The organism is Nocardia yamanashiensis NBRC 100130, from assembly GCF_001613325.1.
In the GTDB taxonomy this organism is placed as follows: domain Bacteria; phylum Actinomycetota; class Actinomycetes; order Mycobacteriales; family Mycobacteriaceae; genus Nocardia; species Nocardia yamanashiensis.
Genome location: NZ_BDCD01000031.1, coordinates 21,980 through 44,266 on the forward strand (window position 1 = coordinate 21,980; position 22,287 = coordinate 44,266).

The window sequence follows — 22,287 nt, forward strand, 5'->3', positions numbered from 1 at the left end:
CGGCGAATGGCGACACAGACAGGCGTGACCCCGGACCCGATCGGTCCGGCTTTCGCGCAGAAACCAAGGCCCAAGCGAACTCTCGAACAGGGATGGGCGATCAAACTGGCCGGGCTCGGCCTGGTGCTGGGCATCGTCGCCGTGGTGGCGATCTGCCTGGTGATGTTCGCCGGCGGCTTCGAGAACACCGTCAAGGTGACGGTGGCCGCGCCGCGCAGCGGCCTGGTGCTCGATCCGGAAGCCAAGGTGAAAATCCGCGGCGTCGAAATCGGTCGAGTTTCCGCGATTACCAATACTTCCGACGGCGCCCGGATCGAATTGGCGTTGGATCCGGACAAATTGAAGATGGTGCCGGCCAATGCCATGGTGGATATCAAGTCCACCACCGTATTCGGCGCGAAATACATCAACTTCATCGCTCCGCAGAATCCGTCTACGGAATCGCTGCGGGCCGGCTCGACCGTGCGCGCCGACGCGGTGACCGTCGAGTTCAACACCGTCTTCCAGCATCTCAACGATGTGCTCGCCAAGGTCGAGCCGGAGAAGCTGAACGCCACGCTGACCGCGCTCGGCAGCGCGCTGCAGGGCCGCGGTGACAAGCTGGGACAGTTGCTGGTCGACAGCGATCAGTTGCTGAAGGACATCAATCCCAGCCTGCCCGACCTGCGCCGCGATCTGCAGACCTCGGTGCCGGTGACCAATCTGTACGCCGACGTGGTGCCGAACCTGTTGCGCACCACCGACAACATGGGCGTCACCAGCGCCACCATCGTGGACGAGAAGGACAACTTCAACGACGTCCTGCTCAACGTGATCGGGCTGGCGAACACCACCGGCTCCGTGCTCGGCGAGAACGAGGCCAACCTGATCACCGCGCTCGATCAGCTGCGACCCACCGCCGAACTGCTCAACGAATACCGCTCGGGCATCTACTGCCTGGTCGTCGGCGCCGCGAACGCACTGCCGGACGGCAACCGGATCTTCGGTGGCGACGGGCCATGGGTGACGCTGAACGCCAACTTCATGCCCGGCGGCACTCCCTACGATTACTCGAAGGATCTGCCCAAGGTGAACGCGACCGGCGGCCCGCACTGCGAGGGGATTCTCGACCGAGTGCCCGGCAGCCATGCCAACTACCTGGTGACCGACACCTCGCAGGGTGAGGTCTGGACCCCGCCGACGAGCACGCATCTCAACGGCCCCAAGGTGTTCCAACTGCTGTTCGCCGGATTGCCGGGGGTGCCCAACTGATGAGCATCAAACCGCATGCGAGCACCGTGAAGCTGGGCATCTTCACCCTGGTCATGGTGCTGGTGCTGGCCGGACTGGGCATCGTCTTCAGCCAGATGCGCTTCTCGTTCTCGACCGGCTACCACGCCGTGTTCACCAGCTCGTCCGGGATGCTGCCCGGTGCGAAGGTCCGGATCGCCGGTGTGCCGGTCGGTTCGGTGGGGCGGGTGTACGTCGGCAAGGACAAGCTGGCGCACGTCGATTTCGATATCGACAACAAGTACCGCATCTACACCAGCACGACCGCCGCGATCCGCTACGAGAACCTCGTCGGCGACCGCTACCTGGAACTGCTGGAGGGCCCGGGGACGGCGCAGGCGCTGAGCAAGGGCGCCACCATCGGCACCCAGCAGACCAAGCCGGCGCTCGACCTCGACATGCTGCTGGGCGGGTTCAAACCGCTGCTGCGCGGCCTGAATCCGGAGCAGGTCAACGACCTGACCGGGGCGTTGCTGCAGGTGTTCCAGGGGCAGGGCGGCACGCTGGTCTCGCTGCTGAACAGCGGCGGCTCGTTCACCAAGACCCTGGCTGACCGGGACGCCCTGATCGGCAGCGTCATCACCAACCTGAACACGGTGCTGGCCACCATCGATCAGCGTGACCAGGACTTCGCGACCACGCTCACCGAATTGCAGCGCCTGGTCAGCGGATTGGCCGAGGACAAGGATCCGATCGGTGCGGCGCTGCCGCGATTGGCCGGCGCGACAGGCGATCTCACCGCCCTGTTGAAGGAAGTGCGGCCCGATCTGAAGTCGACCGTCGAACAGGTCGGCCAGCTTTCGGAGAACCTCGACAACCGCACCGACGATCTGCAGTTCATCCTCGATCAGCTGCCGGTGGCCTACAAGAACCTCATCCGGATCGGTTCCTACGGTTCGTTCCTGAACATGTACGTGTGCGGCACGAACCTGCTGATCGATGCACCCAATGGCGGGACCCAGCTCGTCAAGCTGCCGGGCGGGCAGTTCACGGGAAGGTGCGCCAAGAAATGAACCAACAGCGTTCTCCCCTGATCAATATCGGTGTCGTCGGCATCGTGCTGGTGATGACGGTCTCGCTGGCGGCCCTGCAGTTCGACCGGCTGCCGTTCGTGCGGTCCGGCGCCGAATACAGCGCCTACTTCGCCGATGCCGGCGGCCTGCTGCCGGGTGATCCGGTGCAGGTGGCCGGGGTGCGCTCCGGCCGGGTCGAGCAGGTCAAGCTGGACGGGGCGAAGGTGAAGATTCGCTTCACCCTCGACGAGTCGATCACATTGGGCGACAAGACCTCCGCGGCCATCAAGACCAACACCCTGATGGGCCGCAAGTCGCTCGAGGTCACCCCGACCGGCGGCGGTGCGCTGCACGGCAACGACACGATTCCGCTGGACCGCACCACTTCTCCGTACTCGCTCACCGACGCGCTCGGTGATCTGGCGACCACGGTGAAGGGCCTCGACACCGATCAGGTGAACAAGACCCTGGACACCCTCTCCGAGGCCTTCGCCGATACGCCCGCTCCGCTGCGGTCGGCGCTCGACGGCGTGTCCCGGCTCTCGCGCAGCCTGAACACCCGTGATCAGGCGCTCACCGAGCTGCTGTCGCACGCGCAGAACGTCACCAAGGTGCTCGGCGACCGGGCCACCCAGATCAACTCGCTGCTGCTGGACGGCAACAGCCTGCTCGGTGAGCTCAATGCCCGCCGCAGCGCGATCAGCCAGCTGATCGTGTACATCAACGGTCTGGCCCAGCAGCTCACCGGCTTCGTCAACGACAACGAGGCGCAGCTGAAACCGACACTGGACAAACTGAATTCGGTGCTGGCGCTGTTGCAGAAGAACAAGGACAACATCGGCACCGCGCTCGAGAACCTCGGGCCGTTCGAGGCCGCGCTCGGTGAACAGGTCGGCAGCGGCCCGTACTTCCAGGCGTACCTGTCGAACATCGAGAGCCGCCCGATCCGGGTGCTGGTCGACGCGATGGTCTGGCCGCAGCGGCTGCCCGAGACCTTCCAGGAGTACCTCAACGAGCCGGGTCTGTCGATCGATCCCGCGCAGCCCAAGGAGCCGCCGCGATGAACGCGATTCGCAAGCTGCCGCGCTGGACGCGGCTGGCCGCTGCGGCCGTGGTGGTCGCACTGGCCGGGTACCTGGTCTACGGGCTGGTCACCGATATCGGCAAGAAGCACATCACCGCCTATTTCCCCTCCACCAACGGGCTGTACGCCCATGACGAGGTGCGGGTGCTGGGCGTGAAGGTCGGCACCATCGACTCGATCGAGCCCGGCGCCGGCGGCGTGAAAGTGCAGCTCACCGTCGACCGCGGTGTCGATCTCCCGAGCGACGCCAAGGCCGTGATCGTCTCGCCGTCGCTGGTGTCGGCGCGGTTCATCCAGCTCGCACCCGCCTACACCGGCGGCGCCAAGCTGGGTGACGGCGGCTCGATTCCGTTGGAGCGCACCGCGATCCCGGTGGAATGGGACGACATCAAGGCCGAACTGACCAAGCTGTCGACCGCGCTCGGACCGATCGGCGAGGACAAGCAGGGCTCCTTCGGGCGGGCCATCGATACCGCTGCCGCCAACCTCGGCAACGGCAACGCGCAGTCGTTCCGGGACACCCTGACCGAACTGTCGAACACCATGAAGACGCTGTCGGACGGTCGCAACGACCTCTTCGGCACCATTCGCAATCTGCAGCAGTTCGTCGACGTGCTGTCGAAGTCCAATGAGCAGATCGTGCAGTTCGGTGGCCGGCTGGCCTCGGTCTCGTCGGTATTGGCAAGTGTGTCCACCGATCTCGGCACGGGGCTGGACAGTCTCGACACCGCGGTCGCCGATGTGAAGCGCTTCCTGGACAGCCGCGGTGACAACCTCACCGAGAGCGTCCAGCGCCTGGCCGACGTCACCCAGACGCTCGCCGACAAGAAGCCCGAACTTGAGCGCATCATGCACTCCGCGCCGACCGCGCTGGTGAACTTCTACCAGCTCTACAAGCCGGCGCAGGGCACGCTGACCGGCACCCTCGCGGTGCCGAACTTCGGCAATCCGGTCGCCTTCCTCTGCGGCGCCGTCGAGGCCATGGAGGCCGACGACTCGCAGAAGTCCGCCGACCTGTGCAAGGAATACCTGGGCCCGGTGCTGAACTCGCTCATGATGAATTACCCGTCGCTGCTGGTGAATCCGGCGACGGAGCAGAACGCCTTCCCCGGGCAGCTCACCTACAGCACCCCGGAGCTGGCGGGACAGGCGTCCGCCGCGGCGCCGCAGACTCTCGCCGATCTGGTCATGCCGGGAGGAGCACGATGATGAGCGGGCGACGGATTCGCTTGACCGGCATGGCGATCGGACTGGTCGCCGCGCTCGGCACCGCCGGCTGTCAGTGGGACGGACTGAACTCGGTGCCGGTGCCGGGGCAGATCGGCACCGGCGACGGCTCCTGGTCGGTGGACATCCAGATGCCGAATGTCACCATGCTGACCCAGAATTCGCCGGTCAAGGTGAACGACGTGACCGTCGGCACCGTCACCGGCATCCGGGTCGAAGGCTGGCACGCGCTGGTCACCGTCGGCTTGGACAAGGGCGTGCAACTGCCCGCCAACGCGGAGGCGAAGATCGGCCAGACCAGCTTGCTGGGGAGTAATCACATCGAGCTGGCCGCGCCGAAGGACAAGCCCGCGGAAGGCACCCTGAAGGGTGGCGACGTGATCCCGCTGGCGCGGGCCGGCGCCTACCCGACCACCGAGCAGACTCTGTCCGCGCTGTCGGTGGTGCTCAACGGCGGCGGCATGTCCCAGGTGGAGACCATCACCAAGGAACTCAATGCCGCCTTCACCGGGCGCACCGACGCCATCCGCGATCTGCTGCCGCAGCTGAACGAGCTGGCCGGCACGCTGGATCAGCAGACCGGCGACATCATCGCCGCCATGGGCGGGCTGGATCGCGTGGCCGGGACCCTGTCCAATCAGAAGGACCAGGTCACCGCCGCCATCACCACCATCCACCCGGCGCTCACCGTGCTCGCCGACCGGCGTGCCGACATCACCAAAGCCCTTACCTCGCTGGGTGATCTGAGCACGATCGTGCAGCGGATCATCGATCAGGCCGGCGACAACCTGAAGGCCGACATCGCGAATCTGGAACCGGCGCTGCAGACGCTGGCCTCCACCGGCGACAAGCTCGCCACCTCGCTGGAATGGCTGCTCAGCTTCCCGTTCCCGATCCGGAACATCGACAAGGTGATCCTGGGCGACTACATGAACCTCTGGATGACGGTCGACCTCACCGGGGCCCGGCTGGACTCCAACTGGCTCACCGGCACGCCGCTGGGCGGCGCGTTCGGCGGCGCCCAGGCCACCCTCGGCTACGGGGTGCCGCCCACGGCCGTGGGCAAGGGCAATCCGATCACCGATCCGCTGCAACCGAAGGCCGAGTCGACCAGCCCGTCGCCGACCATTCCCGGATTGCCCGCCATTCCGGGTCTGCCGGCCATTCCGGGTCTGACCGTTCCCGCTGATTCGCAAGGGGGTGCCGGACGATGAAGCTCACCAAATTCGTCAAGGTGCAGCTGGCCATCTTCTCGGTGCTGACCATCATCGGCCTGACCGCCATGGCCGGTAGCTACGTGCACGTGCCGGCCATGTTCGGCATCGGAAGATATGACGTCACAGTCCAATTGGCGGCTACCGGCGGGCTGTACCAGACCGCCAACGTGTCCTATCGCGGCACCAATGTGGGCAAGGTTTCCGATATCACCCTGACTCCGCAGGGGGCTGCGGCGAAGCTGTCCATCGACAGCGACTACAAGATCCCCAGTGATGTGCGGGCTTATGTCAAGAGCGTCTCGGCGGTCGGTGAACAGTACGTCGACCTGATTCCGGCCGATGACGCCAAAGGCGGGACGCTGCACGATGGTTCGGTGATTCCGGTCGAGCGCACCCAGCTGCCGCAGGACGTGGGCGCGATGCTGGATCAGGCCGACCGGCTGCTGTCCACGGTCGCCGACACCAAGCTGCAGGAAGTCATCGAGGCGGCGTTCACGGCGTTCAACGGCGCCGGACCGGATCTGCAGCGCTTCATCGACTCCGCCTCGCTGCTGGTGCAGGAGGCGCAGGCGAACACCGAACAGACCAAGGACCTGCTGGCCAAGCTCGGCCCGCTGCTCGACACCCAGGTGCAGTCCGATGAGTCGGTCCGCAGCTGGACCCGGGACCTGGCCACCCTGACCGATCAGCTGCGCGAGCACGATCCGTCGCTGCGACAGCTGTTGCAGCGCACGCCCGCCGCGGCCCAGCGGGTCACCCAGACCTTCCAGGACCTGAAGCCCACCATGCCGCTGCTGCTGGCCAATATGGTCAGCGTCGGACAGGTCGGCGTGACCTATCACGCCGGTATCGAACAGGTGCTGGTCGTGTACCCGCCGCTGCTCGCGGGCCTGCTCACCGCCATTCGCGGACCGGTGCAGTACGGCGCGATGGTCGACTTCATGCTCGGCCTCAACGATCCGCCCGGCTGCTTGACCGGCTTCCTGCCGGCCGACCAGCGGCGGTCCCCGGCCGATCTCAGCCCGGCCGACACCCCGGACAACCTGTACTGCAAGGTCGCGCAGAACGCGAAGGAAGCGGTACGCGGTATCCGCAACACCCCCTGTATGGAAGTGCCGGGCAAGCGCGCTCCGACGCCGGAGCTGTGCCGCGACCCCAATGGTTACCAGCCCGTGGGCGACAACCCGCCCACCGGTCAGCCGCGGGCAGTGGACAACAACGGACAACCCAAAGAGAATCTGCTTGGCAACCAACCGGCAGCCTTCTATGGTCAGTCGGATCCGAAGACGGGTACATTCCTCGGACCCGATGGCCGTACGTATCGGCAAGGCGATATCGGTCCCGATGGGACCAGTAGAGTGCCGTCGAGTTGGCAGGAAATGCTTGAGGAGCAGTTACGATGAGCAACACCCCAGCAGCCGGAAGTCGTACTCGGCGGCGCGCCACCCGTGAGGTCGGCCCGCCGGTGGAGGACGAGCTCGGCGGCGTCGCGGACCGGGCAACCGGCTCCGAGACGGTCGAGCGCACCGAGTCCGCTGGGGTAGCCGCTCCGTCGGACGCGCCGGAGCAGACCGCTCCGGTCGCGACCGAACCGGAGCCGGTCATCGCGTCGGCGCCCGAACCCCCGGTCGCCGCAACAACTTCCGTGGTCGAGCTGACCAAGACCGGCGCCGCGCCCGTGACCGCTGTTCCGGCCGCCGCCGGTGCGGATGCGGACGAGACGCCGAAGGCCAAGTCGCGCAATCCGTTCGGATCGCTGGACAAGCTCGGCGTGGCGGCGGCGATCGTCGCCCTGGTGTCCACGCTGGTGCTCATCGGCTCCGGCGGCGTGTACTTCTATCACGAGCGCCGGGCCGACGCCCTCGCCGATCGGCGCACCGAGTACATCCAGGTCGCCAAGCAGGCCGTCATCAACCTGACTACGGTCAAGGACGGCACCGCCGGTGAGGACATCGATCGGCTGCTCGCGGTCTCGTCCGGTTCGCTGAAGGACGAGTACACGCAGAACAAGGATCTGTACAAGGCGGTCTTCCAGCAGGTCAAGATCCAGTCCACCGGGGTGGTGCTCGACGCCGCCATCGAGAGCGACGACGCCGATTCGGCGCGCATCCTGGTGCTGGCGCAGCAGACCATCTCCAATGCGGGCCTCGACAAGCCGCAGCAGAAGGACTACCGCTTCCGGGTGACGGTCAGCCGCAACGGTGGCAGCGTCACCGCATCGAAACTGGAGTTCGTGGCATGAGATTCGACAAGCGCACCGTGCTCTTCGCCGCCGCCGGGATCCTGTTCACCGCCGCCGTGGTCATCTCCTCGCTGGTCGGCTGGCAGTTCTGGTCGGATCGGCAAGGGGAACAGGCCCGTTCGGAAGCGGTCGCGGCCGCCGGCGAGACCGTCGAGGCACTGTTCTCCTACGACTACGGCACCGCCGAGCGGGAACTGCCCAAGGCTGCCGATCATCTGACCGGCGACTTCCGCGACACCTACCTCACGCTGATCGAGAAGTCGGTGATCCCCGGCGCCAAGGAGAAGCAGCTCACGGTGCGCGCCACCGTGCAGGCCACCGGCGTGATCAGCTCGTCCAAGGACGCGGCGACCGTGCTGGTGTACGCGAACCAGGTGACCACCAGCGGTACCCAGCCGCAGGGCACCATCACCAGCTCCCGCGTGCGCGTGGAGCTCACCAAGAATCACGATCGGTGGCTGGCCGAGGCGGTCACCCCGGTCTGATCGGATCGACCGGCAATCCGGGGGAACGCGCGCGGTAGGCACCGCGCGCGTTTTCTTTTGCAATTGCATTCTCGACTTCGGTTGGGGCACAACGTAATTCGACGGACAACCAAACAAGAACCTGTTACAGTCAGGTTCGGGGAGGGAGTTCGCATGGAATACGACGTCGTCATCGTCGGGGCTGGATTGGCCGGATGCGGTGCGGCAATTCTCTTGGCGCGCAATGGATTCAGGGTTGCGTTGCTGGAAGCCCATCGAAACGCGCACGAATACAAACGGCTGTGCACGCATTCGATCCGATCCAGCGCGGTACCCACCATGCGCCGCCTCGGGATCGAGGACGCCGTGCGCGCCGCGGGCGCGGTACCGGCGATCGACAATCACTGGACCAGATTCGGCTGGCTCACCGATCCGGGTGCGGACGACAGACCCGCACATGGGTACAACATTCGACGACAGACCCTGGACCCGCTCGTTCGCGATATCGCGGCGCGCACGTCCGGGGTCGATCTCGTTCTGGGGGCCAAAGCGGTCGCGCTGGAGCTCGATGGCGACGGCCGTGCGGAAGGCGTCACCGTGTTGGAAAATGGTGCCCCACGGCATATTTCGGCCCGGCTGGTGGTGGGCGCGGACGGTCGGCATTCGCGGGTGGCCGCGCTGGCCGGGCTCACCGCCCGCGAGTTGCCCAACCGGCGGTTCATCTATTACGCCTACTACACCGGTGTGGAGATACCCGCGGGCCGGGAGCTGCGAACCTGGCTGCTGGAACCGGACGTCCTGTCGGTCACCCTCAACGACGACGGAATCGTCGGCGTCGGAGGGCTTTTCGACAAGGACGGACTCGCCGAGTTCGACGACGGCGATCGGGCCGAGGCGCTGCTTCGCAAGTTCGACGGCGTCGCGGACGCACCGGATTTCCGCGGCGCCACCCGGATCGGCCCGGTGATCGGCACCCGGGACTATCCGAGCATCATCCGGGACCGGCTCACCGCGCCCGGGGTGGCCCTGATCGGCGATGCCGCCATGGTCACCGACCCGCTGGTCGGCACCGGCTGCGGCTGGGCGTTCCAATCCGCCGAATGGCTCGCCGACGCCGTTCGAGAACCATTGCGGCGCAAGGATCCGAGGGGCATCGACGGCGCTGCCCGCCGCTATCAACGCACGCACCGGACCCGGCTGCTACTGCATCAGCACGCAGCCGTCGACTTCAGCCGGCGGCGTGAATTCTTCCCCATCCTGGCGGCCTACTATGCCGCCGCGTGCGCGGACGCCGATGTCGCCGCACGATTCTTCGCGGTAGGAACCCGCAACCGCTCCCCGCTGACCCTCCTCGCCCCGAGCATCGTGGCGAAGGTCCTAGCCGTGAATATCCGGCGTTGGCGGCATGCGGCGGTGCGAACAAAGGAGACGGCTTGGCAGGCAACGAATGGACCATCGACGACATCCCCGACCAATCCGGGCGCTCGTTCATCGTGACCGGCGCCGGCAGCGGTATCGGTACCGAGACGGCGCGGGTGCTGGCGGCGCGCGGCGCCCGGGTCGTGCTGGCCTGCCGGGATATCGAGAAGGCGCGGCCGGTCGCGGCCGAGCTGGGTGCGCGCGCCGAACTGCGGCGGCTGGATCTGTCGGATCTCGGTTCGGTCTGGGAATTCGCCGCGAACTGCGAGCCGGTGGATACCGTGATCGCCAATGCCGGCGTCTCCACGATTCCCAAACGCCTGACCCCAGACGGCATCGAATTGCAGTTCGCCACCAACCATCTGGGCCATTTCGCCCTGATCACCGCGCTGCTCGGGCGGATTCGCGATCGAGTGGTCGTGGTGTCGAGCATGACCTATCGATTCACCGGCCTGCTGCACCTGGGCCGGCTCGACTACGACGATCCGGCTTTCGAACGGCGGTCGTATTCGCCGTTCGGCGCGTACTGCCAGTCGAAGCTCGCCAATCTGCTGTTCGTACGAGAACTGCGGAATCGGCTGGCGGACAGTGGATCCAGCGTGCGTGCGCTGGCGGTGCATCCGGGTATCTGCCGGACCACCGCCGGTATGCACACCGGCACCCGCTCGGGTGACATTGCCTGGGAACTGATCACCCGGGCCGTCGGGCAGGACGCCGACCGCGGGGCCTGGCCCTCGTTGTACGCGGCGACCGCGGCCGGCCTGACCAGCGGCTCCTACTACGGCCCCGGCGGTTTCCTGGGCATGACCGGCCCTCCGGCACGAACCCGGCTGGCCCGCGCGGCCCGTGACGACCGGCGGGCCGCGGAACTCTGGCGCCGATCCGAACAGCTCCTGCACGAGCACCGAAGCCTGCACTGACCAGTCCGATCGACAACTGACAAACCGACAAAATCGAACATTCGCCCCGAGTCCGAGCTGACCACAGTCACTCGGTGGGTCGAGTGCGCCCTGAATCAGGAGGGGGAACTCCACTTGTCCGCCGATGCCAAACTCCGTAACTATCTGGAGCGCGTTACCAGCGAATTGCGCTCCACCCGAACGCGTTTGAGCGCACTGGAAGAAGCCCGCAGCGAACCCGTCGCCATAGTGGGAATGGCCTGCCGCTTTCCCGGTGGCATAGATACTCCCGGAAAGCTCTGGGAAACAGTGCTTTCCGGGCGAGAGACGGTAGGCCGCTACCCGGAGGATCGCGGCTGGGATCTCGACACGCTTTTCGACGACGATCCGGCGCACCGGGGCACCACTTACGCCCGGCACGGCTCGTTCATCGACAATGCCGCGGATTTCGACGCCGCCTTCTTCGGTATGTCGCCCCGGGAAGCCCGGGTCACCGATCCGCAGCACCGGCTGCTGCTCGAAACCAGCTGGGAGGCACTGGAATCGGCGACGATCGATCCGGTCTCGCTGGTCGGCAGCGATACCGCCGTGTACCTGGGTGCCATCGTCGACGAGTACGGCGACCGGCTGCGCGATCCGCGCGGCAGCATGGGCGAATACGAGGGCCAGGTCATGCTGGGCAACTCGCGCGGCGTGCTGTCCGGCCGGGTCTCGTACACGCTCGGGCTCGAAGGCCCCGCCGTCACCCTCGACACCGCGTGTTCGTCCTCGCTGGTGGCACTGCACCTGGGTGTGCAGGCGCTGCGGGCCGGGCAGACCGCAATGGCCCTGGTCGGTGGCGCGACCGTGATGTCCACGCCGGCTTTCGTTCTGGAGTTCTCCCGCATGCAGGGCCTGGCTCCGGACGGGCGCAGCAAGGCGTTCGGTGCGGGAGCCGACGGTATGGGCCTGGGCGAGGGCGTCGGGGTGCTCGTGCTCGAACGGCTGTCCGACGCACAGCGACTCGGCCATCCGGTGCTGGCCCTCGTTCGTGGCTCGGCGATCAATCAGGACGGTGCGTCGAACGGGCTGACTGCGCCGAGCCGGCAGGCGCAGCAGAAGCTGATCCGGAGCGCGCTCGCCGATGCCCAGCTCACCGCCGCCGATATCGATGTCATCGAAGCGCACGGCACCGGCACCCCCCTCGGCGATCCGATCGAGGCGGCGGCGCTGATCAATACCTACGGCGCCGCGCACACCCCCGACCATCCGCTGCTGCTCGGCTCGGTGAAGTCGAACATCGGCCATTCGCAGGCCGCCGCCGGTATGGCGGGTGTGATCAAGATGGTGCACGCCATGAGATCCGGTCTGCTGCCGCGCACTCTGCACGCCGACCCGGTCAGTGACCTGATCGATTGGGATGCGGGCAATATCCGGGTGCTGCGGGAGAACCGGGCGTGGCCGGCCGCCGGTGCGCCGCGGCGGGCCGCCGTGTCCTCCTTCGGCGTCAGCGGGACGAACGCGCATGTCGTGCTCGAAGGCGCACCGGATCCGGTGGCGGCAGCCGTGGACGGCTCGGCCGACCCGGCGCAGCTGCCCTGGCTGTTGTCGGCGAAGACGCCGGCCGCCTTGGCCGGACAAGCGCGCCGCCTGCGGGAATTCCTCGACGATCAGCCCGGTGCCCGCCCGGTCGACATCGCGCGCTCACTGGTCACCACCCGCACCGCGTTTCCCCATCGCGCTGCCTTCGTCGCGTCCGATCTCGCGACCGCCGCGGCGTGCCTGGAGGCGATCGAACACGGGCATCCACATCCGGCGGTGACCGGCGGTCGCGCCGGTGAACGCGAGGTCGTATTCGTCTTCCCCGGCCAGGGTTCGCAGTGGCGGGAGATGGGCCGCGAACTCCTGGACAGCGCACCGGTGTTCGCCGCCCGGATCGCCGAATGCGCTGCCGCCCTGGCCCCTTGGGTGGAGTGGGACCTGGAGCAGGTGCTGCGCGGCGTGGACGGCGCGCCGGGGCTGGACCGCGTGGATGTCGTGCAACCGGCCTTGTTCTCGGTGATGGTGTCCCTGGCCGCGTTGTGGCGATCCCTGGGCGTGGAACCGGGCGCGGTGATCGGGCACTCGCAGGGCGAGATCGCGGCGTTGTGCGTGGCCGGCGGACTGAGCCTGGAGGCGGCGGCCCGCATCGTCGCAGTGCGCAGCCGGGCGCTGACCCGGCTGTCGGGCAGTTGCACCATGGCCGCGCTGGCGGTGGACGCGGAGCGGGCGCGGAACCTGCTCGCGGAGTACGGCGATGATGTCGCCATCGCGGCGCACAACGGCCCGCGGGCGGTCGTGATATCCGGTCCGGTGCCGGCGCTGGAACGAATCGTGGCGCGCTGCCAGGCCGATGGTTTCGACGCGCGCGTCATCGACGTGGACTACGGGTCGCATTCGGCGCAGGTCGAACAGATCCGGCCGGACCTGGACGAGCTGCGGCAGGTCGAGGCCGGCGAATTCGATCTCAGGTTCTTCTCCGCCCTGCACGGCCGCCGCACCGAGCCCGGCGAGGTCAGCGGTGCGTACTGGTACGAGAACCTGCGCCACCCGGTCGAATTCGACGCGGCGGTGCGGGCGGCGATGGCGGCCGGATTCGACACCTTCGTCGAGGTCAGTCCGCATCCGGTGCTGTTGCCCGCGATCGAGTCGATCGGAGAGGACGAGGGGGCGACGGTCACCACCGTGGGCACCCTCCGCCGTGACGACGGCGGGATGACGCGGCTGCTCACCTCCGCCGGTCAATTGCACTGCGCGGGTGTGGAAGTCGACTGGCAGCCTTGCTTCGGGCAGCCCGGGGGCGCGGTGGTGCTGCCGACCTATGCGTTCGACCGGAAGCGGTTCTGGGTGGACCCGCCGCGTGCGCTGGGCGCGACGCCCGGCATCGAGAACGTGGAACATCCGGTGCTGACCGGACGGGCCCGGGTGGCGGCCACCGGCGAGTGCCTCTACTTCGGTTCGGTGTCACTGCGCACGCAGAGCTGGCTCGCCGATCATGCGGTACAGGGCCGGATCCTGTTCCCCGGCACCGCTTTCCTGGAACTCGCGGCCTTCGTCGCTGATCAGCTCGGGCTGGCGGCCGTCGACGAACTGACCGTGGTGACGCCGCTTTTCCTGGCCGAGAACCGGCAGGTGCAACTGCAACTCGCGGTCGGTGCGCTCGACGGGATGCGGCGGCGGGTCGTCGTGCACTCGTTCGCGGACGAGGAGGACGGCGAACCGGCACGCTGGATCGAGCACGCGTCCGGCTTCCTCACCGCGGAGCCCGCGGTAGCGGCGGCCGGTGCGGACGCGGCGTGGCCGCCCGTCACCGCGGAGCCGGTCGACATCGACGGGTTGTACACCGACCTGGCCGAACTCGGATACCACTACGGACCGGCCTTCCAGGGCGTGCGACGGTTGTGGACCACGCCGGACGGTTTCGCCGCCGATATCGAATGCCCGCCCGGCATCGAGGACACGGTCCGGAGCTTCTATTTCCATCCCGCCCTGCTCGACGCCGGCCTGCACGGCTTCGCCGCCGGACAGGGCGAGGTGCCCCGTCTGGTACTGCCGTTCTCCTGGCAGGGCGTCCGTTTCAGCGGCATGCGATCGGGCCGGATGCGGGTATCGGTGGCCTTCACCGGAAACCAGCAGGCGCGCATAATCGTCCGCGACGGGCACGGGCTGCATCTCGGCTCCGTCGAGAGCCTCACCGTCCGCGAACTCACCACCACGCTCGATGGTGCGGAGCGCCCGGCCGAGTCGCTGTTCGCGCCGACCTGGGTGCGTCTCACCCAGCCGCCGGGTCACCCGGCCGGGGAACCGCCGGTCACGGTCGCCCTCTTCGGCGGCCGCGCGAATGCTCTCGAACTCGGCGGCGGACCGCGCGGTCGTACGGAAAATCATTCCGGGGCAATTGATCTCGTCGCCGAATATGCCCATCCGGGGGTGGTGCTCGACGGTCCGGTATCGGATGGCGTACGCACCGCGCGGGTACTGGCGCTCGTATTCGAACCGGGAACCGGGCTCGCGCCCGATGGCGCGGCCCTCGCCGCGGCGCTGGCCGTGCTCAACGATCGGCTGGCCGCGGAGGCGGCCGCCGACAGCCGGATCCTGGTGCTGACACGGTCGGCCGTTCGCGCCACACCCGCCGACGCGGTGCATCCGCACACCGCGGCACTGGTGGCCATGGTCCGCTCGATCCAGCTCGAGAACCCGGACCGCATCACGATCGTCGATGTCGACGACCTGGGCGCGCTCGAACGCGCCGTGGCCCTGGCCGTGCACACCGATCTGAACGAGGCCGCGATCCGACGGGGCGCGGTGTACCTGCGGCGGCTGTCACGGGCCGCCGTGGCGCACCCCGGACACCTCGCGCTGCCGGAGAGCGGCGGCTGGCGGATCACGCCCGGCGGCGACGGCGTGGTGGAGAAGCTGGCCATCGAGGAATCGGGGCTGCGAGCCGATACCGAACTCGCGCCCGATGAGGTGCTCATCGCGGTCCGGGCCGTCGGGCTGAACTTCCGCGATGTGCTCATCGCACTGAACGTGTACGAGGGGCCGGGGCGGAAGATCGGCAACGAATGCGCGGGAGAGGTTGTCGCCGTGGGCGCCGCCGTTACCGAATTCCAGGCCGGAGACCGGGTTTTCGGGCGGGTGGCCGACTCGCTCGCCGATCTGGCGGTGGCGCATCGCAGTGAGCTCGCCGTGATTCCCGGCGACTGGTCCTTCGCGACCGCGGCGTCCATTCCGATCACCTACGGCTCGGCCTATCACGCGGTGGTGAACATCGCCGGTCTGCGGGCGGGGGAGAAAGTGCTGGTGCACTCCGCGGCCAGTGGCGTCGGCATGGCAGCGGTGGGGCTGGCGCGGCTGCTCGGCGCCGAGGTCTACGCCACCGCCAGCCCGCAGAAGTTCGGCGTGCTCACCGCGCTGGGCATTCCGGACGATCACCTCTGCTCCTCCCGCGACGGCGACTTCGAGCGGCATTTCCGGGAGCTGCTGGGCGGGAACGGATTCGACGTCGCCATCGACGCGTTCTCCGGTCCGCTCGTCGACGCCACGCTGCGGCTGATGCGCCCGGGCGGACGTTTCGTGGAGATCGGCCGCGCCGATATCCGTGATCCGGAGAGCGTGGCCCGGGAATACGACGGGGTGCGCTATGACGTCTTCAATCTCTTCGGCCTGACGCCGCAACAGATCCGGGACCGGCTCGGGCATATCGTCGACCTGGTCGTATCGGGCGAGTGGCCGCGGATTCCGGTGCGCTCCTGGGATATCCGGGAACTGCCCGATGCCTTCAAGGTAATCGGCGACGGGCTGCACGTCGGCAAGAACGTGGTGACGATTCCGCGGGCGTACCGCGCCATGGGAGCCGGACCGGCCGCGGGCACCGTGCTCATCACCGGCGGCGTCGGCATGGCGGGCGCGCACACCGCCCGGCACCTGGTCCGCGATCGGGGCGAGCGGCACCTGCTGCTGGTTTCCAGGAATGGCGAGAACACCACCGGCGCACGGGAACTCGCGGACGAGCTGCGCGTGCTCGGCGCGGACTCGGTGCGGATCGCCGCGTGTGATATCGCCGATGAGACCGCGCTGACCGGACTGCTCGCGTCGATCCCCGCCGCGCATCCGCTGACCGGCGTGGTGCACGCGGCGGGCGTGCTGCGGGACGGCATCGCCGCCGCGCTCACCCCCGAGGACCTGCACGCGGTGCTCGCGCCCAAGGCGGTCGGCGCGTGGCATCTGCACCGGCTCACCGAGCGGCTCGACCTGGACTACTTCGTGCTCTTCTCCTCGGTGGCAGGCACTTTGGGCAATGCCGGCCAGGCCAACTACGCCGCCGCCAACGGCTACCTGGACGGGCTCGCCGCCCTGCGCCACGATCGGGGGCTGCCCGCCACGGCCATCGCGTGGGGGTTGTGGAGCGAGGCGAGCGCCATGACCGCCGGCGTCGTCACCGACGAGAGCGCGCGCTTGAAACGCCTCGGGATTCTGGGCATGTCGGCGGCGGAGGCATTGCATCTGTTCGATCTCGCGATGGGCGGTTCCGACACGGCGCCGATCGCGTGCCGTTTCGACCGCGCCCGGCTGCGCTCCGCCCTGTTCAAGCAGGACGGCGGCATTGCCACATCCGGTGCGGACTCGAACGGCCGTGCCGCGCAACGCAATGACGGCTTCCGTATCGAACTCGCCGGCACGCCGCCCAAACAGCGGGCGCAGGTGGCCCTGGCCGCCGTCCGCCGGGAGATCGCCGCCACGCTGGGGCTGGAGTCGAGCAACGACGTCGAACCGGACAGTGCGTTCCGGGCGCTCGGATTCGATTCGCTGACCGCGGTCGAACTGCGCAATCGGATCAACGCGCTCACCGGGCTGCGGCTGCCCACCACGGTGGTCTTCGACAATCCGACGCCGCGTGCGCTGGCCACCGCCATCGTCGAGGAACTCGCCGGCGAACTGCGCGACGCCGTGGACGACGAACTGCGGGTGCTGCTGAGCCGGATGAAGGAGATCGCCGGGTCCGATCGCCTGACCGAGGACGGCCGGAGCCGCTTCGGGACCGAACTCGGCGACCTGATGCGCGAGCTGTTCGGCGTCGAAACCGTCAGTGCCGGAGCTGATCTCACCGCGCTGACCGACGACGAGCTGTACGAGGCGATCGACCGTGAGATCGAACTGGGGAGGGCCGGGGAATGACGGAATATCGGCAGATCGATGTGGGAGCGCCGCAGCGCAGATACGCGCGCGGCTGGCACTGTCTCGGGCTCGCGGCGGACTTCCGGGACGGAAAACCGCACGGGGTGGACGCTTTCGGCACCCGGCTGGTCGTCTTCGCCGACGGCACGGGCACGATCCACGTCCTCGACGGCTATTGCCGCCATCTGGGCGCGGATCTCTCGCGCGGGGAGATCAAGGGCGATGCGGTGTCCTGCCCCTTCCACGGCTGGCAATGGGGCGGGGACGGCGTCTGCACCGCGATCCCTTATGCCCGGCGCGTACCGCCCCTGGCCCGGACCCGGTCCTACCCGGTGGCCTGCCGGAACGGGCTGCTGCTGATCTGGCACGACCCGGAGGGCGCACCGCCGCCGCCGGAGCTCGATATTCCGGTCATCGAGGAGGTGGGCACCGGCGACTGGACCGACTGGGTGTGGGACGAGGCCCGGGTGGACGCCTCGCATCCGCGTGAATTCATCGACAACCTGGTCGATTTCGCGCATTTCTTCTACGTGCATTTCAGCGTCCCCGACTACTTCCGGGTGGTGACCGAGGGGCATTGCGCCACCCAGCACCTGAGGATGAGCGGCCGCCGCGACCTCGGGCCCGGCAGCGAGCACGAGGGCACCATGTCCATCGATTCCGAGGCCCGCTACCACGGTCCCGGGTACATGGTGAACTTCCAGCACTACGACTACAGCGGGCTGAAACTGGAGTCCGTCGGCGTCTTCCTGCACTATCCGATCGACGAGAACTCCTTCCAATTCCGCTGGGGCGTAACGGTGCAACGACCGCCCGGGTTCGACGATCGCGTCACCCGGCTGATCGCGACCCGGCTCCAGGAGGCCACCACTCGCGGCTTCATGCAGGACATCGAGATCTGGCGCAACAAGACCCGCATCGACAATCCGCTGCTCAATGCCGACGACGGACCCGTTTACCAGTTGCGGCGCTGGTACGAGCAGTTCTTCGTCGACAGCGCAGACATCGCCCCCGAGATGACCGCGCGCTTCGACTACGAGGTCGACATGGACTGGGCCACGGCGCGCTGGCACAGCGAGATCGCCGGCAACCTCGCCCGGCGCGACGCAGCCGAAAACGATTACGCCACTACCGAAGCCACGAGGTGACCCATGCACGAAGCCGTCATCGTCTCCGCCGTCCGGACCCCGTTCACCCGCGCCTTCTCCGGCGCGCTGTCCGACTGCTCCGAGTTCGACCTGGCCAAAGCCGTGGTCCGCGGCGCGATTCAGCGGCCCGGGCTGCATCCGGAAACCATCGACGAGATCGCGCTCGGCGAGGTGTACCAGGGCGGCGGGTGCATCGCCCGCTACGTCGGGCTCGATCTCGGGCTGCCGGTGGACACCCCGGGAGTCGCCATCGGATCGTTCTGCTCGTCGGGCATGGTCGCCATCCAGCACGCCGTGGCCGCCGTCCGCTCCGGTATGAAGCACTGTGTCATCGCGGGCGGCGTCACCTCGGTATCGGTCTCCGCCGATCCGGCCACCGCGCCCAAGACATGGTCGCCCAGCCATCCCGGATCCAGCGGCGAACCCGCCACCGACCTGACCTTCAATCTCGGTGAGATGACCGCGCGCCGGCTCGGTCTCGGCCGCGCCGAGATCGACGCCTGGGCCTACCGTTCGCACAGTACGGCGGTGGCCGCCATCGACGATGGGCTGTTCGAGGTCGAGCACACCCCGGTCGCGCAGGGCGATCGGGTAATCGCCGGCCCGGACGAACTGCCGCGTCGCGACCTCGATCCGGCGGCGCTGGCGGAGCTGGAACCGGTACTGGGGCCGGGGCATACGGTGACCGTCGGCAATCAGACCGGGCTCACCGACGGTGCGGCCGCGCTGGCCGTCTGCTCGCGGGCCTACGCCGAGGAGTACGGACTGCGCCCGCTGGCGGTGATCCGCGGCTGGGCCAGCGTGGGCGCGGAACCCAACGAGGCCATGGGTGCCGGGCTCGTGGCCGCGCGGCGCAGCATGCAGGTGGCGGGCCTGCGAGCCGATGCCGTCACCCGGTTCGAGATCCACGATTCCTTCGCGGTGCTCGGGCTCGCCTTCGAACGCGGACTCGACCTCGACCGCGACAAGATCAACGTGCTGGGCGGCGGGCTGGCGCTGGGCCATCCGTTCGCCGGATCCGGTGCGCGCGTGGCCGTCACGCTGGTGCACTCCCTGCGGCGGGACGGCGGCGGCACCGGCGTCGGCGTCATTCTCGGCGCGGGCGGCGCGGCCACCGCACTGGCCCTCGAAGTCCCCGCCGCCTAGGCGCGCCTCGGAAACCTCTGGAGAACAATATGACTCACAGTGCCGAACGAACCGATGACGAACTGGTCGAAGCGGTGCCCGCGCTGATCGCCGGGGTCAGCGACCGCCTCGCGGACGCGGCGGAGATGCTGCGCGACTGGTCACGAGCCTGGCTGCGGGCCTGGAACGCCTATGACGCCGACGCCGTACTCGCGCTGGTGACAGACGATTTCGTATATGTGGACCCGTCCATGTTCGGCGAGGAGATCGTCGGCAAGGCCGCCTTCCGGGAATTCCTCACCGGCATGTGGACGGCTTTCCCGGACTTGGCAATGGCGATCCCGTCCACGCCGTACGTACCGCTCGACGGCGTCGGGCTGGCCGTTCCCTGGCGGTTGACCGGCACGTTCACCGGTGAACTGCGGGCCGGGTCCGGAATGTCGCTCGCTCCCAACGGCAGACGGTTCGAGATTCACGGCATCGACCTCTACACCTATCGCGAGGGGCTGCTGAGCCATTGGACCAGCGTCGCTGATCAGCTGGACCTGGCACGTCAGCTCGGCTTGATGCCCGACCCCAACAGCCGCCAGGTGCGGTACGCGCTGCGCGCGCAGCGCTTGCTCACGCCGCTGTTCACCGGCGGACGGCGGAAATCATGAGCGCTCCCGACCAGCTCGCCGTGGCCGGCGGATCAACCCCGGATACCCTCCGGGACACGGAATCCGCCTTCCCGACCCGGTTTTACCGGGATCCGGAATGGTCGCGGCGGCTGGCCGCGCCGCTCAAGCGGTTCATTCGCGGCGAGTGCGAACCGGGGCCCGCCGACTGGGAACTGATCCGCGACAGCCTGACCACCGCCGAACCGGTGGGCGCGGAACTGGCCGCCGCCATCAAGGGGCGGCAGGTGAGCATGAAGCAGTTCCGTCAGGCCCTCGCCGACGGGGGCGCGGTGGATGCGCCGGAAGCATTGCGCCGCTACTTCGCCCGGCTCGAGCAGCGTCCGGACTGGGTCCGGGACGACCTGCTGGCCCGCGGCGCGACCGTGGTCCGGCAATGCGGGCGCAATGGCATCGATGTCATCACCATCGGGTTGCTCAGTGGCTATCGCGCCTCGGCCACCACCGATCTGCTGGTGCGCACCGGCGGCCTGCGCGGCACCGGCACCGCGCGGCGGATCGGCGAGACCGCCAAATGGTGGTTCGAATGCATCCAGCCGGGCGGGCTGGATCGATCCCGGCAGGGCTGGCAGTTGACCGCGCACGTGCGGCTCATGCACGCAATGGTCAACCAGCACTTCGAAAGTCGCGAGGAGTGGGATGAACGCGCCTGGGGGAAGCCGATCAACCAGGCCGATCTGGCCGGGACCTACCATCTGTTCTGCACCTCCTTCCTCATCACCCTGCGACTGCTCGGCATGCGGATCAACGCGGCGGACGGGTACGCGGTCATGCACCTGTGGCGTTATATCGGCTGGTTGACCGGTATCGACGAGCGCTTGCTGAGCGCGACCGAAGAGGAGGCGCGAAAACAGCTGTTCCACCTCACCCTGGCCACGCCCGCGGGCGACGCGAACTCCGTACTGCTGGCCGATGCCCTGGTGGAATCCCGCAAACACCTGAACATCGCCGACGATCGGGCCCGTGCCTACGAGTATCGGCGCTTCCGCAGCCTCGCCGCTTTCTACCTGGGTTCGGCGGGTATGCGCGAGCTGCGGCTGCGCATGGTGTTCCCGTGGTATCCCGCCGTGCGAGCGCCGCGGAATCTACTGGTGTTCACGGTATTACGAGCCGTGCCGGGCGGTGACGCGCTACTGACCCGGATGGGTGAACGTGAGCTCGAGGTGGTGCTGCGCGAGTACTTCGGCGACGACGCCGCGAGGCTCGGCCCCGACCCTTACGCGGAAAGTTGAGCAGCGAGACGGCGCCGGCCGCCGAACTCTATCCGGCCGACCGGCGCTGGCTCACCGCGGCCCGCAAGGCCACCGTCGCCATCGCCCGGCAGCGCTGGTTCACCGAGGCGACCTGGCGCATCCAACCGCGCCTGGATCGGGGCATGTACGCGCTCACCCGGGGGCGCTACAGCACCATGACGCTGTTTCCCGGTCTGCTGCTCACCGTGACCGGCAGGCGCAGCGGCCGGCCGCGTTCGGTGCCGCTGCTCTACGTCCGGTATCGAGATCGCCTGTACCTGACCGGATCCGGTGGCGGCCGGGCCGCCCACCCGATGTGGACCGCGAACCTGCTGGCCAACCCGGAGGCGGTGGTGACCGTGCGCGGACTTCGTCATACCGTCCATGCGCGGCTGCTGGAAGGCGCGGAGCGGCAAGGGATCTGGCCGATACTCACCGCCGCGTGGCCGCCGTACGAACTGCACAGCGCGCGCAGCGGCCGAGTGCTCCGGGTCTTCGAGCTCACCCCGATCGACGCCGAATGGTCGGCCGGGGAAACCCGCCCTAAGGTGTGGAGGCGACGAAGAACCTGACAG

At 68.1% G+C, this 22,287-nt stretch carries 16 protein-coding genes; all 16 read left to right on the forward strand.

Features of this window, described 5'->3' with window-relative positions:
* Positions 1 to 6 precede the first annotated feature (6 nt).
* Positions 7 to 1,251: an MCE family protein gene (locus NY1_RS32270; RefSeq protein WP_084535754.1), complete on the forward strand. Its 1,245-nt coding sequence runs from the start codon at positions 7 to 9 to the stop codon at positions 1,249 to 1,251.
* Positions 1,251 to 2,282, forward strand: a complete 1,032-nt coding sequence (locus tag NY1_RS32275) for an MCE family protein (protein ID WP_067720936.1) — start codon at positions 1,251 to 1,253, stop codon at positions 2,280 to 2,282. Before NY1_RS32270 ends, NY1_RS32275 begins: the two co-directional genes overlap by 1 nt.
* Positions 2,279 to 3,346: an MCE family protein gene (locus NY1_RS32280; RefSeq protein WP_067720937.1), complete on the forward strand. Its 1,068-nt coding sequence runs from the start codon at positions 2,279 to 2,281 to the stop codon at positions 3,344 to 3,346. The genes NY1_RS32275 and NY1_RS32280 overlap by 4 nt, the downstream gene beginning before the upstream one ends.
* Positions 3,343 to 4,575: an MCE family protein gene (locus tag NY1_RS32285; protein WP_067720938.1), complete on the forward strand. Its 1,233-nt coding sequence runs from the start codon at positions 3,343 to 3,345 to the stop codon at positions 4,573 to 4,575. The genes NY1_RS32280 and NY1_RS32285 overlap by 4 nt, the downstream gene beginning before the upstream one ends.
* The gene (locus NY1_RS32290) at positions 4,572 to 5,807 is read left to right on the forward strand and encodes an MCE family protein (RefSeq protein ID WP_067720939.1); all 1,236 of its coding nucleotides are present in this window, start codon (positions 4,572 to 4,574) and stop codon (positions 5,805 to 5,807) included. The genes NY1_RS32285 and NY1_RS32290 overlap by 4 nt, the downstream gene beginning before the upstream one ends.
* Positions 5,804 to 7,213, forward strand: a complete 1,410-nt coding sequence (locus NY1_RS32295) for an MCE family protein (protein ID WP_067720940.1) — start codon at positions 5,804 to 5,806, stop codon at positions 7,211 to 7,213. The genes NY1_RS32290 and NY1_RS32295 overlap by 4 nt, the downstream gene beginning before the upstream one ends.
* Entirely contained in the window at positions 7,210 to 8,052 is an 843-nt protein-coding gene (locus tag NY1_RS32300) for an Rv1363c family protein (protein ID WP_157762596.1), read from the forward strand. Before NY1_RS32295 ends, NY1_RS32300 begins: the two co-directional genes overlap by 4 nt.
* Positions 8,049 to 8,537: an Rv1363c family protein gene (locus tag NY1_RS32305; RefSeq protein ID WP_067720942.1), complete on the forward strand. Its 489-nt coding sequence runs from the start codon at positions 8,049 to 8,051 to the stop codon at positions 8,535 to 8,537. The genes NY1_RS32300 and NY1_RS32305 overlap by 4 nt, the downstream gene beginning before the upstream one ends.
* A gap of 153 nt (positions 8,538 to 8,690) precedes the next feature.
* The gene (locus tag NY1_RS32310) at positions 8,691 to 10,013 is read left to right on the forward strand and encodes an NAD(P)/FAD-dependent oxidoreductase (protein WP_067720943.1); all 1,323 of its coding nucleotides are present in this window, start codon (positions 8,691 to 8,693) and stop codon (positions 10,011 to 10,013) included.
* Positions 9,950 to 10,855, forward strand: coding sequence for an SDR family NAD(P)-dependent oxidoreductase (locus NY1_RS32315; protein ID WP_067720944.1), 906 nt, complete (start codon positions 9,950 to 9,952; stop codon positions 10,853 to 10,855). Before NY1_RS32310 ends, NY1_RS32315 begins: the two co-directional genes overlap by 64 nt.
* A 186-nt stretch (positions 10,856 to 11,041) precedes the next feature.
* Positions 11,042 to 17,530 carry a type I polyketide synthase gene (locus NY1_RS32320; RefSeq protein ID WP_267888471.1) on the forward strand — a complete coding sequence of 2,163 codons (6,489 nt, stop codon included), beginning with the start codon at positions 11,042 to 11,044 and terminating at the stop codon, positions 17,528 to 17,530.
* Positions 17,527 to 18,678, forward strand: a complete 1,152-nt coding sequence (locus tag NY1_RS32325; protein ID WP_067720946.1) for a 3-ketosteroid-9-alpha-monooxygenase, oxygenase component — start codon at positions 17,527 to 17,529, stop codon at positions 18,676 to 18,678. The genes NY1_RS32320 and NY1_RS32325 overlap by 4 nt, the downstream gene beginning before the upstream one ends.
* Before the next feature lie 3 nt (positions 18,679 to 18,681).
* Positions 18,682 to 19,824: a thiolase family protein gene (locus NY1_RS32330; RefSeq protein WP_067720947.1), complete on the forward strand. Its 1,143-nt coding sequence runs from the start codon at positions 18,682 to 18,684 to the stop codon at positions 19,822 to 19,824.
* Between the two features lie 29 nt (positions 19,825 to 19,853).
* Positions 19,854 to 20,462: an ester cyclase gene (locus NY1_RS32335; protein ID WP_067720948.1), complete on the forward strand. Its 609-nt coding sequence runs from the start codon at positions 19,854 to 19,856 to the stop codon at positions 20,460 to 20,462.
* A complete protein-coding gene (locus NY1_RS32340; protein ID WP_084535758.1) occupies positions 20,459 to 21,712 on the forward strand; it encodes an oxygenase MpaB family protein in 1,254 nt (417 codons plus the stop codon). Before NY1_RS32335 ends, NY1_RS32340 begins: the two co-directional genes overlap by 4 nt.
* The gene (locus NY1_RS32345; RefSeq protein ID WP_218028492.1) at positions 21,709 to 22,284 is read left to right on the forward strand and encodes a nitroreductase family deazaflavin-dependent oxidoreductase; all 576 of its coding nucleotides are present in this window, start codon (positions 21,709 to 21,711) and stop codon (positions 22,282 to 22,284) included. Before NY1_RS32340 ends, NY1_RS32345 begins: the two co-directional genes overlap by 4 nt.
* Positions 22,285 to 22,287: the final 3 nt, after the last annotated feature.

Bases quoted from the DNA above. Each gene is read 5' to 3' on its own strand.
- NY1_RS32280 (WP_067720937.1), top strand. From the start codon at position 2,279: ATGAACCAACAGCGTTCTCCCCTGATCAATATCGGTGTCGTCGGCATC.
- NY1_RS32340 (WP_084535758.1), top strand. From the start codon at position 20,459: ATGAGCGCTCCCGACCAGCTCGCCGTGGCCGGCGGATCAACCCCGGAT.
- NY1_RS32300 (WP_157762596.1), top strand. From the start codon at position 7,210: ATGAGCAACACCCCAGCAGCCGGAAGTCGTACTCGGCGGCGCGCCACC.
- NY1_RS32310 (WP_067720943.1), top strand. From the start codon at position 8,691: ATGGAATACGACGTCGTCATCGTCGGGGCTGGATTGGCCGGATGCGGT.
- NY1_RS32335 (WP_067720948.1), top strand. From the start codon at position 19,854: ATGACTCACAGTGCCGAACGAACCGATGACGAACTGGTCGAAGCGGTG.
- NY1_RS32275 (WP_067720936.1), top strand. From the start codon at position 1,251: ATGAGCATCAAACCGCATGCGAGCACCGTGAAGCTGGGCATCTTCACC.
- NY1_RS32290 (WP_067720939.1), top strand. From the start codon at position 4,572: ATGATGAGCGGGCGACGGATTCGCTTGACCGGCATGGCGATCGGACTG.
- NY1_RS32270 (WP_084535754.1), top strand. From the start codon at position 7: ATGGCGACACAGACAGGCGTGACCCCGGACCCGATCGGTCCGGCTTTC.
- NY1_RS32325 (WP_067720946.1), top strand. From the start codon at position 17,527: ATGACGGAATATCGGCAGATCGATGTGGGAGCGCCGCAGCGCAGATAC.
- NY1_RS32330 (WP_067720947.1), top strand. From the start codon at position 18,682: ATGCACGAAGCCGTCATCGTCTCCGCCGTCCGGACCCCGTTCACCCGC.
- NY1_RS32285 (WP_067720938.1), top strand. From the start codon at position 3,343: ATGAACGCGATTCGCAAGCTGCCGCGCTGGACGCGGCTGGCCGCTGCG.
- NY1_RS32295 (WP_067720940.1), top strand. From the start codon at position 5,804: ATGAAGCTCACCAAATTCGTCAAGGTGCAGCTGGCCATCTTCTCGGTG.
- NY1_RS32305 (WP_067720942.1), top strand. From the start codon at position 8,049: ATGAGATTCGACAAGCGCACCGTGCTCTTCGCCGCCGCCGGGATCCTG.